General features: G+C 46.7%; 16 protein-coding genes and 2 pseudogenes. 17 read left to right on the top strand and 1 reads right to left on the bottom strand.

Annotated elements, in window-relative coordinates; all coding sequences use genetic code 11:
* From CWE08_RS11825 to CWE08_RS11800, 6 genes and pseudogenes are all read left to right on the top strand, one after another.
* Window positions 1–1,259, top strand: a 1,259-nt coding sequence (locus CWE08_RS11825) for an RHS repeat-associated core domain-containing protein (protein ID WP_133306939.1), incomplete at its 5' end; no start/stop codon positions are given.
* Window positions 1,256–1,600 (top strand): hypothetical protein, encoded by a 345-nt coding sequence (locus CWE08_RS11820; RefSeq protein ID WP_126768482.1) that lies wholly within the window; start codon window positions 1,256–1,258, stop codon window positions 1,598–1,600. The genes CWE08_RS11825 and CWE08_RS11820, both read left to right, overlap by 4 nt.
* 61 nt (window positions 1,601–1,661) lie before the next feature.
* Window positions 1,662–2,111, top strand: a complete 450-nt coding sequence (locus CWE08_RS11815) for a hypothetical protein (protein ID WP_126768480.1) — start codon at window positions 1,662–1,664, stop codon at window positions 2,109–2,111.
* Window positions 2,112–2,196: 85 nt separating this feature from the next.
* Window positions 2,197–3,963 carry an RHS repeat domain-containing protein gene (locus tag CWE08_RS11810; RefSeq protein WP_126768479.1) on the top strand — a complete coding sequence of 589 codons (1,767 nt, stop codon included), beginning with the start codon at window positions 2,197–2,199 and terminating at the stop codon, window positions 3,961–3,963.
* Window positions 3,942–4,415 carry a hypothetical protein gene (locus CWE08_RS11805; protein ID WP_126768477.1) on the top strand — a complete coding sequence of 158 codons (474 nt, stop codon included), beginning with the start codon at window positions 3,942–3,944 and terminating at the stop codon, window positions 4,413–4,415. The genes CWE08_RS11810 and CWE08_RS11805 overlap by 22 nt, the downstream gene beginning before the upstream one ends.
* A 165-nt stretch (window positions 4,416–4,580) precedes the next feature.
* A pseudogene (locus tag CWE08_RS11800) lies at window positions 4,581–4,847 on the top strand (transposase); the annotation flags it as partial.
* Window positions 4,848–4,859: 12 nt separating this feature from the next.
* Here CWE08_RS11800 and CWE08_RS11795 read toward each other — a convergent pair.
* On the bottom strand, window positions 4,860–6,020 hold the full coding sequence (locus CWE08_RS11795; RefSeq protein WP_126768474.1) for an IS30 family transposase: 1,161 nt from the start codon (window positions 6,018–6,020) through the stop codon (window positions 4,860–4,862).
* A gap of 67 nt (window positions 6,021–6,087) precedes the next feature.
* Between CWE08_RS11795 and CWE08_RS11790 the strand changes: the two are divergent.
* From CWE08_RS11790 to CWE08_RS11740, 11 genes and pseudogenes are all read left to right on the top strand, one after another.
* A pseudogene (locus CWE08_RS11790) lies at window positions 6,088–6,993 on the top strand (IS3 family transposase); the annotation flags it as partial.
* A gap of 22 nt (window positions 6,994–7,015) precedes the next feature.
* Window positions 7,016–7,795: a hypothetical protein gene (locus CWE08_RS11785; RefSeq protein ID WP_126768471.1), complete on the top strand. Its 780-nt coding sequence runs from the start codon at window positions 7,016–7,018 to the stop codon at window positions 7,793–7,795.
* Window positions 7,785–8,354 carry a hypothetical protein gene (locus tag CWE08_RS11780; RefSeq protein WP_126768469.1) on the top strand — a complete coding sequence of 190 codons (570 nt, stop codon included), beginning with the start codon at window positions 7,785–7,787 and terminating at the stop codon, window positions 8,352–8,354. The genes CWE08_RS11785 and CWE08_RS11780 overlap by 11 nt, the downstream gene beginning before the upstream one ends.
* A gap of 121 nt (window positions 8,355–8,475) precedes the next feature.
* Window positions 8,476–9,330, top strand: a complete 855-nt coding sequence (locus tag CWE08_RS11775) for an RHS repeat domain-containing protein (RefSeq protein ID WP_126768467.1) — start codon at window positions 8,476–8,478, stop codon at window positions 9,328–9,330.
* The gene (locus CWE08_RS11770) at window positions 9,327–9,509 is read left to right on the top strand and encodes a hypothetical protein (RefSeq protein WP_126768466.1); all 183 of its coding nucleotides are present in this window, start codon (window positions 9,327–9,329) and stop codon (window positions 9,507–9,509) included. The genes CWE08_RS11775 and CWE08_RS11770 overlap by 4 nt, the downstream gene beginning before the upstream one ends.
* Window positions 9,510–9,511: 2 nt before the next feature.
* Entirely contained in the window at window positions 9,512–10,018 is a 507-nt protein-coding gene (locus CWE08_RS11765; protein ID WP_126768464.1) for a hypothetical protein, read from the top strand.
* A gap of 808 nt (window positions 10,019–10,826) precedes the next feature.
* Window positions 10,827–11,735 carry an ankyrin repeat domain-containing protein gene (locus CWE08_RS11760; protein WP_126768463.1) on the top strand — a complete coding sequence of 303 codons (909 nt, stop codon included), beginning with the start codon at window positions 10,827–10,829 and terminating at the stop codon, window positions 11,733–11,735.
* A gap of 83 nt (window positions 11,736–11,818) precedes the next feature.
* Window positions 11,819–13,096: an RHS repeat domain-containing protein gene (locus CWE08_RS11755; protein WP_157981259.1), complete on the top strand. Its 1,278-nt coding sequence runs from the start codon at window positions 11,819–11,821 to the stop codon at window positions 13,094–13,096.
* Window positions 13,097–13,149: 53 nt separating this feature from the next.
* Complete coding sequence (locus CWE08_RS11750; RefSeq protein WP_126768460.1) at window positions 13,150–13,551, top strand: hypothetical protein; 402 nt, start codon at window positions 13,150–13,152, stop codon at window positions 13,549–13,551.
* A 46-nt stretch (window positions 13,552–13,597) separates the two neighbouring features.
* Complete coding sequence (locus CWE08_RS11745) at window positions 13,598–14,005, top strand: hypothetical protein (protein WP_126768458.1); 408 nt, start codon at window positions 13,598–13,600, stop codon at window positions 14,003–14,005.
* A gap of 118 nt (window positions 14,006–14,123) precedes the next feature.
* Entirely contained in the window at window positions 14,124–14,600 is a 477-nt protein-coding gene (locus CWE08_RS11740; RefSeq protein WP_126768457.1) for a hypothetical protein, read from the top strand.
* Window positions 14,601–14,816: the final 216 nt, after the last annotated feature.

The raw sequence follows: 14,816 nt of genomic DNA, 5'->3' as shown, positions 1-14,816 counted from the left end.
GCCGGGCGGTGTTTAAAAGCAATAACCAAGCCGTGAACTTTACTTTGGCCTCGATATTAAGCCTCACGCACAAAGGCTACACCGGCCACGAGCAGGTAGACCACGCCAGCGTAGTGCAAATGGGTGGGCGGATATACGACGCCCACATAGGCCGTTTCCTACAAGCCGACCCATTCGTGCAAAGCCCAAGCAACAGCCAAAACTTTAACCGCTACAGCTATGTGCTCAACAACCCACTGAGCTACACTGACCCGAGCGGGTATTTGTTTAAGAAGCTGAAGAAGTATCTGCAAGCCGCTGCGGCCATTGCGATTGGTATCTATTTGCCAGGCAGTAGTTTGATGGCAAGCTGGGGCGTTTCTAACGCAGTTGCGCAAGGGGCGCTCACTGGATTTATCGCAGGAGGCGTTGCCACAGGTACTTTAAAAGGCGCACTTGTGGGCGCGTTTACAGGAGGCTTGTTTGGTGAACTGCAAAGCATGAGTGAGGGTTTTAGTAAGGTAGCAGCTCATGGCGTTGTAGGTGGCATGGGCAGCGCCATGCAGGGCGGTAAATTTGGCCATGGGTTTTTGTCGGCAGGGGTGAGCGCTCAGTTATCGCCAAAAATCCAGAGTAATGTTGGCGATGCTCATGTTAGAGTTGCGATACATGCGGCGATAGGTGGCACTGTCTCTAAGGTTACAGGTGGCAAGTTCGCAAATGGGGCTTATAGCGCGGCGTTCTCTTCGGCGTTGAGGGAGGGGGCGCAAAAGTTTGCTGGAGCCAGTAAATCTGAGGTGGTTGAGCAGCCTGAACGACGCACAATTGTTCGACTGGAACACAAAAATATTCCAGGTGGAGACAGGCTTGGAAACACTGATCCCGACGGATATCCGCAACATGCGTTTGTAATTGTTAGAGATAACATGACAGGAGAAGAGTGGATTGCCAGGGCTGGACCCGGTGGTGAAGGAGGTAACGCAGTTTTTGGATCAATTAAAGCGAAGATGGTCCCGAACGTTCTGGGTAGTACAGAGGACTACGGGGCGCAAATTAACTACTCTCAAGTTGTGCTGACAACCAACATGGCACCTCAAACCATAGTTGACAGGTTGTCGACTTTCAAGGATGTAGTTAATCACGCGCAGATTTCATATAATCCACTGATGCGAAATAGCAATTCGTTTGCATACCAAGCTGTAGAAGTTTTGACGGGAGCGAGGCCAACAACAGATGTTTGGGCGCCTGGGTCTCAAACAAGGCTGAGGGTCGAAAAATGATCGAGTTCGTCAGAAAGACTCTTGCCTTATTATTATGTGTATGGGTTCTTGGCTGTCAAGCAGCCGATCAGAAGGTGACTATGAAAAACCTAGACCAATTTAAAGAATGTCTCAGTAGTGAATTAGTGCCTGGTATCCCGAAGTCTCATGTTCAGGATCATTTGACAGCGTTAGACTTGGAGTATAGCTACGTGGAGCGTGAAAAGACGTTTTATGCCATTGTTCCAAAAGTTGGAAGGTACAGGATTATTTACGAAACGAGCTTACTGATACGAATCAAGTTAGACGAAGAGGATAAGGTTAAAAATATTGAGTATGAGCTGGAGCATACAGGGCTTTAATGCTTTCAACAACTTACCTACAAGTGGACACCTAACAGGGCATAGCTTCAGAGATTAATTAATGAAAATATTGCTTGTAATTTTAATGATGTCTTTGTTATCGGCATGTACGGCGAAATCGATTGAAAGTGTGTATATAGGTTCGTGTAAACAGTTGATTGGTGATCAAGTCATATGGGAAGCATTTGATAATATATATGTAGGAGGTTTGATTTTTTCTAGCTTCGAGCAACCTCACTTGTTGTCGAGAGGCAAGACAAAGATGGGCATAATTGATTCTGGAACTCAATTACAGATAAGCCAAGTACTGCAAGGAGCCAATGGATCATATGGTCCATTTCTTCGTGTCCAAGTAGAAGTTTTGGCAGGACAATTTCAAGGGATGATCGCTGATTTACCGGCTTGTGTTCCTTATCATCCGAAACCGCAATGGGTCGACTCTTGTGATTTAGAGCCAAATAAATTGTCGTTTAATGAAAGTGTACTGACAGACTGCCTCCCACAACATTGAGGAGAAGAAACCAAGTAAAGGACGACGAAAGATAATTATAAGTATTAGCTACGCCAACAACGGCAATATACTCACGAAATCCGATGTGCAAGGCGGTGCGCTTTACCACTATGGGACTTCAAATAGCCAGTGTACAGGTGCAAGTAGCGCGGCTGCGGGGCCCCATGCGGTAAGCCGCATTGGTACACAGCGTTATTGTTACGATGCGATGGGCAATCAAACGCATCAATATCAGGGCAGCACCTTAGTGCGGCGTATTCACTACAATGCTATCGGCAAAGCGCGACGCATTCAAAGCTTTACCAGTGAAAGCGAGAGCGGCCGTAGTGCGGGTATCACGGAATTTATGTACGATGCAAGCCGCAATCAAGTGCGCCGCACCAGCACTGAGCAAGGCAAAACCACCACCATTACCCAGCATGGCGTTGCGGAGCTTATCAGTGAGGGCGGGGAAAGTTGGTTCCGGCGTAACTTGGGCAATGCTATTGTTGAGTTGCGAAGGGGAGAGCAGGGAGGCGACAGTGTAACAACACGGTACGTATACACCGACCATTTGGGCAGTGTGGATGTGATTACCGATGACGCGGGGCAAGTAGAGGAGAAGCTCAGCTTCGATGCCTTTGGTAAGCGCCGTGCGGTGTTTAAAAGCAATAACCAAGCCGTGAACTTTACCTTGGCCTCGATATTAAGCCTCACGCACAAAGGCTACACCGGCCACGAGCAGGTAGACCACGCCAGCGTAGTGCAAATGGGCGGGCGAATTTATGACGCCCACATAGGCCGCTTCCTACAAGCCGACCCATTCGTGCAAAGCCCAAGTAACAGCCAAAACTTTAACCGCTACAGCTATGTACTCAACAACCCTTTAAGCTACACTGACCCGAGCGGGTATTTGTTTAAGAAGCTTGCTTCGCCTTTTAAACGTGTCATTCGTGGGGTGTTTAAAGCATTGGGTGCTGATATCAGTCAAACCATTGTGAGTATTGGTTCTCTGTTCTGTGGCCCGTGGGCGCCCGCTTGTTCAGCCGCGGGAACTTATAATGTTGCGCGCGCTCATGGCGCATCCTCTAGTCAAGCCTTGCGGGGCGCAGCGGTTGCCGGCGCTTCAACATGGGCGTTTACGCCATCAGGCGGACCGGCAGCACCGACAGCGAGTCAAGTGACGGTTCGCTTGGGAATAAATATCGTTGCGGCACACAATCCAAATATGGGTCAGGCGTTGATGTATATCTCCGGGAGTTTAGGTAAAGATTTTGGCGGTTGGGTGCAAAATGCGGTAGGTAGTTACGGGCAATACAAAGCGCAATCCGAGTTAACACGCTTTGCGGCTAAAAATGGCTTGAGCTTGCAAGAGTTGAACCTGATTCTGGGGCTTAACTCCAAACTGGGTTTGGCTATTGCTGGATCTACTTATGATAAAAATGCACAAACAGTTACAGGTTTTACAACTCGCTCTGGTGAGCTACTGGGTAACTGGAGTGGTCGCATTGGTGTGCTATGGGATATTAACGATACACTGCTCAATGCACAGGGGCTGTTGGATGCTGTTTCACTACAGGTGATTAACTTAGGTCACACTGGGCACCTTACCGGCCATAGTCTTGGTGCGTGGCGTGTTAATAACTTGGTACGTCAGGGCTTTGTTGAGTCCGGTACGCTGTTTGCGTTGCCGGGTTTTGCGTACCCTGCGGCCGGAACTCAAGGCGCATGTGTCAGTACCGATCCGGTTTGCGGTGGCGGGTTATTGAATCCGTTGCGTGTAGGTACCATGCATTTCCCCAAGCCTAACAGCATTTGGGATTCCCACAACTTTGATGAGTATGTACGACAATGGCAACAGCGAAAACATTAAACAGAGGGCGGGCACTGTTGCTTGCTCTATCACTTGGCCTGACGGCTTGTACCGGTGTAATTACTTTATCCGGAGAAGACCCTTATTCCGACATGATTGGACAATGCTATGTATTACAGCAGCCGATGCAGGTAAGAGATAATATTTGCTGGGATCTTGGTGGTCTGATTTTGTCCCCAGATGAGAGCGCGGCTTGCCTGCGTGATGTTGTGTTGGATATTAATCAGGGAGCCCAGATAATCATTCTTGATTTACGTCGCCAGCACTTTGGGAGCTTTGGCTTCTGTCCACAGATTGTAGTTAGTATTGATGAAGTCAGTATTTCCAATCAAGAGATTTATGTTCCTCTTTGCTTGTCACGTGAGTACATGAGCTGGCTTGAAGATCCTCTTTGGCGGCGCGGGGATGCGATTCAATTGAAGAAAGAGTATGTACTTCCTTGCGGTAATTAGCGGTGTTCTCCCGTTTATCCCTGTCCGGATTTGCTTATCCTGCGGCAGGTAGTAATGGCTACTGTGCCAGCATGGATATGATTTGTGGCACTTGTAGTGGCATAGTTAATTTGGCCACCTAATTAGAGGTGTTATCATACACCACATAGACAATTAGGTGACGTAATGACGAATAGAACAAGACCAACATTTAGCCCGGAGTTTCGCTTAGAAGCCGCTCAATTAGTCGTTGAAAAAGGTTATTCAATCCGAGAAGCGGCAAAAGCGATGAACGTTGCGAAATCAACTATGGAAAGTTGGGTTCGGCAGCTTCGTAAAGAGCTTAACGGGGTGCCCGTAAAAGCGACTCCGATGACGCCTGACCAGCTTAAGATTCGCGAGTTAGAGAAACGCATTAAACAAATTGAAATGGAAAAAGACATATTAAAAAAGGCTTCTGTAGATTCAAGTTATCAACGCAACACCCTTATCAATCATGTTTGACGGTGTCATAAAGTTCAACACTTTTCTTGGCCTCTCGTTTAACTGAGTCGCTACATTGTTTAGTAATTCCTGCGAATGAATGGATAAATCAGTTTTCCTTGGAAAGTATTGCCGAACTAAGCTGTTAGTGTTTTCGTTTGTTCCGCGTTGCCATGGTGATTGCGGATCGCAGAAATAAACGGGTATACCAATTTCTTTAGTTAATTCAGCATGCTTAGCTAGTTCCATTCCCCGATCCCATGTGAGCGACTTGCGATACTCTGCTGGCATCTGTTTAAATGTTTTTAACAACGCTCGATAAACAGATTCCGCATCTTTGCCTGCTAGTTTCAATAGGATTGTAAAACGGGCTTTTCTATCGACAAGTGTCGCGATGTGGGTGTTCTTAGAGCCTGAAACGAGGTCGCCCTCCCAATGACCAATAGATGCTCGAGTTTCTATGTCTTCATCACGGTCACGTATTGAGAGACCATTAACAATAGTTGTAAACGTTCGATCTCCACTGCGACGATGATAGCGGCTATGTCGCATGGGATGCGAACGGCGTAAGTGTTGTGAGAACGAGAAATGAATAATGGCCTTTGAACGTACATATATCGATTTATAAATCGTTTCATGTGATACATGCATAAATGGATTACAACGATACTCAACTCGTAACCAGCCAGCGATTTGCTCTGGAGACCATTTAAGTTCTAGTTTAGCCATAACAAGCTGTCGGAGTTCTTTATTTACTTCCAGATGTCCTAGTTTTGGTCTTTTTGCCATACGTTTGGCACGATTATCGGCGTCAACCGCTTTGTAATATCGTCGGCCACGATTACGAGAGACTTCGCGTGAAATTGTTGAGGGCGAACGTTTAAGCATTGCCGCTATTTCACGGAGTGACTTTTTAGCCGACAGGGCAACTCGAATTTCTTCTCGTTCGGCTAATGTCAGGTGCTGCTTGTTTCGTGTTCGAGGCTTTGGTTTTATACCACCGCTCTCGCGTAACGCTGTGAAAACCGTACCAGGGGCAGCCTGTAACACGCGGCCGATATCACTAAATCCTGTACCTTGCTTCCATAAACGGAAGATTAGATCCTTTTCATCTTGTGTGAATGTGCGTTTTACTCGTTTCATCAGAAGTACCCATGCAAATCAGTAGTATAGTCAAACTGTTGCATTGACCACTTGAATCTACATCAGCTCTCTTGATGTCGGACTCCCTGAACAATTCTCGATAATTGAGAAACTTAAGACGAGCTATCCAGTTACATCGCTGTGTGAAGTATTTAATGTTCACCGAAGCAGCTTCAAATACTGGGAACAACGTTCAATGAAGCCATTATGTGCAACGAAAGCGAAAGAAATCGCTAAAGTTAAAGAACTATTCCGTATCAGTGAATATTCAGCAGGTTCACGAAGTATAGCCCAGATGGCAACGGACCAAGATGTGCCGCTTAGTCGTTACCGTGCCGGTCGTTTGATGCAAAAGCTGGGGCTTATCAGCTGTCAAATACCGAATCACACATACAAGAAAACAGGTGATGAACATGTTGAGATACCGAACCATCTAGAACGCCAGTTTAATGTTGAAGCACCAAACCGCGTGTGGTGTGGTGATGTTACCTACATTTGGACGGGTAATCGTTGGGCATATTTAGCCGTTGTGATTGATTTATTTGCGCGTAAACCAGTTGGCTGGGCGATGTCGCTTTCGCCGGATACTGAGCTTACTGGCAACGCTTTAAGAATGGCCTATGAGAGTCGAGGACGCCCCAAAGGGGTCATGTTCCATAGCGACCAAGGAAGCCACTATACAAGTCGGAAATTTCGTCAAATGCTATGGAAATGCCAAATTAAACAGAGCTTGAGCCGGCGAGGAAACTGCTGGGACAATGCGCCAATGGAACGCTTTTTTAGGAGCCTGAAAATTGAATGGGTGCCAACGTATGGATATCGCTCGTTTTTACATGCACAGCATCACATCGTTAAATATTTAATTGGGTATTACAGCCAGCTTAGGCCCCATCAGCATAACGGCGGTATGAGCCCCAATAACGCTGAGCAAAAATACTGGAATGACTATAAACCGGTGGCCAGTTTTTCTTGACCACTACATTATGGGGGGTGCTGTGGCGACCGGAAGCTTAAAGGGAGCGCTGCAAGGGGCATTTAGTGGCGCGGTGTTTGGTGCGATAGGTGCTCAGTTTGGCGATGCCAAAACCCATGTTCAAGTAGGGGCGCACTCCATGGCCGGCGGCGTACTGGGTAAACTACACGGCGGTAACTTTGGGCATGGCTTCTTCAGTGCCGGCTTTACCAAATGGGCAGGTAAGGAATGGAAGGTGGATACCGAGAGTGCGCGCAACGTGATTGGCAATTCCTTGAAGCAAGCCATTATAGGTGGCACCGCCTCTCGCATTACCGGCAACAAATTCTCGAATGGCGCGTTCACGGCAGCATTACAGTATATTGTGAATGAGGCGGGTAGCTTCATTAGAAGAGCTAATTCTGGCGCTCAATGGTTGAAAATTCGAAGAGTAGGTGAAATGAAACACATGGTTGATGCATATAATGATGCACTGGAGAGTATTAGAGATATGGATGCGTCAGAGCTCGCTAATATTTCATCTGCTGCAGGACACTATGCTAGATATAGCCTAGAAGGTGCTAGAGACTTGGCTCAAATAGAGTTTGATAGTTCGATGAAGCCTCTTTTAACACAAATGGTAATTATGGAAGGTGTCGCTTTTGGGGGTGAACTTTATCTTGACATTGCCACCATAGGATTAAACCCAAGCTTAGAATTGTTATTAAATGCTGCAAACTTTAGCTATCAAGCAGTTTCTGACATTCCTTCTAGTTCAACAATATTTAAGCATGAACTTAGAAGACGACGAAATGGACGGTAAAATCATGTTGTGTCTGCGAATTCTTTGTGTAGTTTTTAGCATCATGCTTTTTGGGCAGAGCGCATTATCATCTGAAGTAAACTCGAATGGGTCCCATCAGTATAAGATAAGCTGGGGTATCAAGATTAAAATTTTTGGAGGCTTTCTTCAAATTCCGGTGGGGCTATATTTTGACGCGGCTTCAATAAATAAGGCTCCGGCAAGAGTCAGGTTTACTAGTGTTGGTAGTTACGATGAGGTCGACTTAACAGATGAATCTTCAATTATTGCGATTGGATTGGTCGATGATATGAAAACTCTAAATGAAGACTATTACGACATCGAGCTATCATGTTACGGATTTGAGCAAAGAGCCAAGGTAATTTCGCCGGGCGATGATAGTTATATGTTTCAAGGGCTGTTTTTCAATGAAGAACAATATGTTTCAGTATTTTCAAGTGATCTTGAAATATGGCTTGAAATATTAGCGCCAATGATGATTTTGAATGATGACAAACAAGGCAATTGCCTAGATGACTTGAGACGATTGACTGGCTCGTTTCATCAAACTGGAATCTGAAGTCTTAGAGCGTTCTGTCGATTTCGACTGAAATTCGGAAAATGATATTTTGGTTGCCCTTGATCACACACATTAAAAAGGAAAGTTGTCCAACGACGCTTACACAAAAGAAGGAGTGCATGTGCAAGGCGGTGCGCTTTACCACTATGGGGCATCGAATAGCCAGTGTACAGGTGCAAGTAGTGGTGCGGCGGGGCCCCATGCGGTAAGCGGCATTGGTACACAGCGTTATTGTTACGATGCGATGGGCAATCAAACCCATCAATATCAGGGCAGCACTTTAGTGCGGCGTATTCACTACAATGCTATCGGCAAAGCGCGGCGCATTCAAAGCTTTACCGGTGAAAGCGAGAGCGGCCGTAGTGCGGGTATCACGGAATTTATGTACGATGCGAGCCGCAATCAAGTGCGCCGCACCAGCACCGAGCAAGGCAAAACCACCACCATTATCCAGCATGGCGTCACCGAGCAGATAAGCGAAGGGGGCGAAACCTGGTTCCGGCGTAACTTGGGCAATGCTATTGTGGAGAAGCGCGGTGAAAGCATCACCACCCGCTATGTATACACGGACCACTTAGGCAGTGTGGATGTGATTACCAATGACGCGGGGCAAGTAGAAGAAAAGCTCAGCTTCGATGCCTTTGGTAAGCGCCGGGCGGTGTTTAAAAGCAATAACCAAGCCGTGAACTTTACCTTGGCCTCGATATTAAGCCTCACGCACAAAGGTTACACCGGCCACGAGCAAGTAGACCACGCCAGCGTAGTGCAAATGGGTGGCAGAATTTACGACGCCCACATAGGCCGCTTCCTACAAGCCGACCCATTCGTGCAAAGCCCGAGCAACAGCCAAAACTTTAACCGCTACAGCTATGTATTCTCGGCTCTAGTCTATTGCGGGGCGCAGCGGTTGCCGGCGCTTCAACATGGGCGTTTACGCCATCAGGCGGACCGGCAGCACCGACAGCGAGTCAAGTGACGGTTCGTTTGGGAATAAATATCGTTGCGGCACACAATCCGAATATGGGTCAGGCGTTGATGTATATCTCCGGGAGTTTAGGTGAAGGTTTTGGCGGTTGGGTGCAAAATGCGGTAGGTAGTTACGGGCAATACAAAGCGCAATCCGAGTTACACGCTTTGCGGCTAAAAATGGCTTGAGCTTGCAAGAGCTGAACCTAATTTTGGCGCTCAATTCCAAGATAGGGCTCGAAGTGGCGGGGACGACTTACATTAGAGATAACTCAACCGTTGAAGGTTTCTTTAGTCGCACTGAAATGCCAAAATTTGGCGTACTCTGGGATATTAACGATACCTTGCTAAATGCTCAGGGCTTATTGGATGCTATCTCCTTAAGTATAGTCAACAACTTACCTGCAAGTGGACACCTAACAGGGCATAGCCTCGGAGCATGGCGAGCGAATAATCTCCTAAGGACGGGGCATATCCAATCAGCCACTCTGCTATCCTTGCCCGGATTTGCTTATCCAGCGGCAGGTAGTAATGGCTCTTGTGCCAGCATGGATATGATTTGTGGCACCCGTGCCATGACACTTATGCGGCCGGGAACGAGAAATGTTTCAAGTCCAAGTTGGTGGAATTGGTTGGGCCGTAATCATAAAATTTGTACTGTAAGCGGTTATCAAGAAAACTGGGAGGGTGCATGTTAACTTTAAGACAGGTTTGCTGGGTAGCTTTGGGATTGTCTATGGTCGGTTGCACGGGAACTAAAAACCTTTCATCCGATTTGGTTGGCAGCTGTTTAAGAACGAATACAAATGCATTCATTCATAAAAGTAACTGCCCAGCTGGTACTGGGGATTACTTAATATCCACGAGAGTTGCTGATGGCGGTAATCCATGCATTAAGCAAAACCCACTAACAGAATTGACGAATAATAGCACGCTGCAGATAGTCAGAGTGATGAAACAAGGGCGGGGCTCAACGGGTGACTGTCTTCGGATTGAAGTGAGCATTTTATCGGGTGAGCAGAGAGGTTTGTTGGCAGACTTACCCGTGTGCGGGATATTGCATCCCAGTCCTTGGTGGATAACGCAAGGGTTTGATGCAGAATCAGAGATTGTTTTTGACCCGGAGTATGTAGCTTTAGCGTCATGCTCTGAATAGTGTGTTCCCAGAACCTTCTGGTCTTTCTTTTTGTAGTGGTCATTTACAAAACCACGGCTTTCGCGCTTGGCGGGTTATTGAATCTGTTGCGTGTAGGTACCACGCATTTCACCAAGCCTAACAGTATTTGGGCTTCTCACAACTTTGATGAGTATGTACGACAATGGCAACAGCGAAAAGACTAAACAGAGGTCGGGCACTGTTGCTTGCCCTACCACTTGGCCTGACGGCTGCTTAATGCCGTGACGCCTACCAAAGTTTACGGTCAGAAAGTATCACTAGGCCCAGCTGGTTGGCATACTATGAGCCATGCCTGTAGACGTGCAACCAATGCCTGTTAATGAGGGAATATGATGAATTATAGAACCACATGGTTTGTCTGTATCAGCGCAGCACTGTTGCTTAGTTGTACGAATATTATACCTTCGCAACCAGCACCTACAGAATTGAATGAGTTGATAAAGCGAATGGATGCAAACCAAAAAGAAGCGAGTCAGCGAGAAGATGAACAGCCACTTGTAAGACGTATGTCGTTGCGCCGTATGTTCCCGGACAGGCAGGTGCGAGCATTGGCAAGTGCTGCCGGGAAAGGACGACTTGAACGGATAGAGCAGTTAGTGGCACAGGGCGTTGATGTGAATGCTCGAGGTACAAGTGGTGCTACTCCATTGTACTGGTCGTTTCGTCGTAGGAATGTATCAGGATTTAAGAAGCTTCTGGAGATTGGTGCCGATCCCAATGTGATTCACGAGGACGGCACCTCGATCATGTATTTTGTTGCCACCGAGGAAAATCTGGAGTTTTTGAGGTTGGCATTGGAGTTTGGTGCTGATCCGAATTTGGTTTCCGGGCGGCGGGAACGGAGTATCGACCATCCTGAGTGGGCTTTTTCTGGGCATACACCATTGTTTCATGTAGCTATTTTCAATCCAAATGCGATTGAAGCGGTTGATCTGCTGTTGGAGTATGGAGCAGATATTAATGCCCGTACTCGACGAATAGGTCGAACAGGTCGGTCAGTATCATTGCTTATGTCTTCAACTTCTGGAGGGAAATATTATCTAACCCTTCACTTACTCGAACATGGCGCAGATTACACATTTGTGAATGAGGTCGGTGATAGTTTGATGACTCGCCTTACAAGGGACTGGTTAGGATACAAGCCAGATACTCCAGAGCGCAGAAAGGTAATTGCGGATATGCAAAAAGTGGTAGATTGGCTGGCTGAACGAGGTGTTGAAATTCCCGACAGTAACTAAGTTTTATTTACCTCGGCAGCCCTAGCCAAGTAAGGTATTAAAGCCTGAGCAAGACAAAACAACTACCACTACCCAGCGTGGATGTGATTACCGATGACGCGGGGCAAGTAGAGGAGAAGCTCAGCTTCGATGCCTTTGGTAAGCGCCGGGCGGTGCTTAAAAGCAATAACCAAGCCGTGAACTTTACCTTGGCCTCGATATTAAGCCTCACCCACAAAGGTTACACCGGCCACGAGCAAGTAGACCACGCCAGCGTAGTGCAAATGGGCGGGCGAATTTATGACGCCCACATAGGCCGCTTCCTACAAGCCGACCCATTCGTGCAAAGCCCAAGTAACAGCCAAAACTTTAACCGCTACAGCTATGTACTCAACAACCCACTGAGCTACACTGACCCGAGTGGGTATTTGTTTAAGAAGCTGAATAAAATACTTGGAAAATTCGCTCCAATAGTTTCTATCGCCATTATGTTAATACCTGGCGGCCAAATGGGGGCAGCGATATTAAAGGGATTTGCATCAGGAGGCATTGGCTCAGGGAGTTTGCGAGGTGCCTTGATTGGTGCATTTAGTGGGGCGGCTTTTTATGATATCGGCCAGCACTACAATCAATTAGCTGCAAAAAATCAAGCTGATAGCGGGCTTATAAAGTTTGGTGGTAATAAACTGACATCCTCACAGGTTACGGGCCAAATTACCGCACACGCAATGGTTGGCGGAGTAGCCGCTAGCCTGCAAGGCGGCAAGTTTGGTCATGGGTTCTTTAGCGCAGGAGTTACTAAGGCAATCGGAACACCGTTGAATGACCACTATGAATTCGATGTGGTGGCGGGAACGATTTCCTCTGCAATTGTGGGTGGCACTGCGTCCGCAATTTCTGGTGGGAAATTTGCGAATGGTGCGACGACTGGTGCTATGCAGGCTTTGTTTAATCATTACAGTTACGATAGTAGAGAAGAGGCTATCAGCCGGGCTGAAGAACTTGTTAGAGATAACTATGAAATGGCTAACCCTAGAAGAAGGTATGGAGTTCAGCTCGATTTAAGTGGGTTATTGGATGCAGATATTGGAACTTTTGTCATCCGAAAAACCCGTTGGTGGGGGTTATTGCCGGATGAATACATTGTGTTCCGCTCGGCTAATCGCAACGGAGGAAGAGGCTTGCATCCAGAGCATGGAACGGGAGGTCCGGTGGCACTTAGAAATGTGGAGGCTTGGGTGGTGGCTAACCACGACAATATAGATAGTACATACTATTTAAACATTGCGAAGGGTATGCACACGCCAACAGGAAATGTTTCTGTTCACATCTATAGCCCAGTAACACGGCAATTTACTGTGCACACACCATCAGGCGATTAACGGAGAAGCTAATGAAGCAATGGATACGATTTGAAGCAAAGGTGGTGTGCGCTTTGATCTTAACGGTCGTAGCGGTTTTCTCACTTCTTGGTTGTTCAGAGGTAGAGCAGGAACCGCAGCGAGTATCTATTCATGAGCTGATGCTCTACCCAGAGCGTTTCCACGGTAAAACCGTCATAGTGCGAGCTTACAGCGGCATATATAGCGGTAGGCTATATCCGTATAAAAAAGATTCAGATGACTTTATATGGCGGTCACCTTTTCCTCAGTTGTTCGAGGTGCTCACTAAGCCATACGGAACGTCTCCAGAGCTTGATAGCGCGCGTGCTTGTCGAGGACAATACGTAGAAATAACTGGGTTATTTTATGGAATAGAGCACGCTATTTCTATATGGCCAAGTGAAACCAAGGCAATATCTTGGAATGACGGCACTGTAGTTTTAACAGAGTGTTGAATGCAAATTTTTAAATGGAAGTTAGGCGACATAACGGGAGAGCTGCATGAGTGTGAAAAAATTGGTGGTCGTTGTGGCTGCGACGATGTTGTTATTTTCAGCAGTGGGCTGTGCAGAGAAAATGCCACAAACATGGCCAAATGAGGTTGTGTTGCTTTTTAATAGTGAGTCTTACGTAGGTAGTCGGGGGGAAGTTGTTGGTTATCTTACTGAAGATAGTCGGCTATGGCTGTACCCAGAAGACGCTAAAATACAAAGGATAGAAAATAGCGCGAAGCTTCAAGGTGTGCCAGAAGAGGTGTTAACCGGGTGTAGCAATCAATTCGTAAGAGTGCGGGGAACTTTAATACAAGCTCATCCTGTAGTGCTCGGAGAAATTACGTCACTTGTTCCTAATGAACAAAGCGATATGTGTACGCCATTAGAATCAGGGTCATCAAACCCGCCAGCGTAGCAGAGCAAGTTACTTTTCATACGATACTCTGCATAGGCGGAGCACCGCCAACGTTACAGCATCGTTTTACTTACGATAGCCAGAGCCGTGTTAAACTTGAATTTTATTGGGAGTAATTATGCGTACATTCGTTTTGGTAGTGTTCATGAGTTTATCTCTGGCTGGGGGCTCGAATAAGCATGCGGAGTTTTGTGAAGAGTTTGGAGCGCTTAGGGCGGAGGAAATGACGTTATCATTTGATGAGCGTTCGGTTTTACGAAAAGAGTATTTTTCAGCGTTCGAGAGTGGACCGTTGGATTATATAATAACGCATAAATCTCCTGATGGCTCACTTCCGTTGAGTGCTGATATGGTAAGCCAGCTTGGTGGTTATCTTTTTAATGACGCATTATTTTTAGGTGAGCCCGATGTAGCGATGTGGTTGTTAACACAAGGTGTTGACCCTTTTAAATCAGATGGAATTACCTCTCACGCATGGGTAATATTGCTCGAGGAAAACTGGCAAGAACTTTACGATCGAGCCGATGAAGCGACAGGCTATAAGTATTCAGAACAGTTTGATGAATATCGACGATTTCGGCGGCACTGTTGGTGATGGCTAGATAGGTAGCACGAGCACCGAGCAGTTTGAAACTACTGGAATGACTATAAACCGGTGGCCAGTTTTTCTTGAGCACGACAGAGTGTAGTGGCATAGTTAATTTGGCCACCTAATTAGAGGTGTTATCATACACCACATAGACAATTAGGTGACGTAATGACGAATAGAACACGTTCACGGCAGCATTACAGTATATTGTGAATGAGGCGG

The organism is Aliidiomarina iranensis, assembly GCF_003987135.1.
GTDB lineage: Bacteria > Pseudomonadota > Gammaproteobacteria > Enterobacterales > Alteromonadaceae > Aliidiomarina > Aliidiomarina iranensis.
Note: the sequence above shows the minus strand (reverse complement) of the source record. Positions and strands in the feature narration are given on the sequence as shown.

Coding starts and splice junctions, on each gene's coding strand:
- CWE08_RS11740 (WP_126768457.1), top strand. CDS start 14,124: ATGCGTACATTCGTTTTGGTAGTGTTCATGAGTTTATCTCTGGCTGGG.
- CWE08_RS11745 (WP_126768458.1), top strand. CDS start 13,598: ATGAGTGTGAAAAAATTGGTGGTCGTTGTGGCTGCGACGATGTTGTTA.
- CWE08_RS11815 (WP_126768480.1), top strand. CDS start 1,662: ATGAAAATATTGCTTGTAATTTTAATGATGTCTTTGTTATCGGCATGT.
- CWE08_RS11795 (WP_126768474.1), bottom strand. CDS start 6,020: ATGAAACGAGTAAAACGCACATTCACACAAGATGAAAAGGATCTAATC.
- CWE08_RS11820 (WP_126768482.1), top strand. CDS start 1,256: ATGATCGAGTTCGTCAGAAAGACTCTTGCCTTATTATTATGTGTATGG.
- CWE08_RS11780 (WP_126768469.1), top strand. CDS start 7,785: ATGGACGGTAAAATCATGTTGTGTCTGCGAATTCTTTGTGTAGTTTTT.
- CWE08_RS11760 (WP_126768463.1), top strand. CDS start 10,827: ATGATGAATTATAGAACCACATGGTTTGTCTGTATCAGCGCAGCACTG.
- CWE08_RS11805 (WP_126768477.1), top strand. CDS start 3,942: ATGGCAACAGCGAAAACATTAAACAGAGGGCGGGCACTGTTGCTTGCT.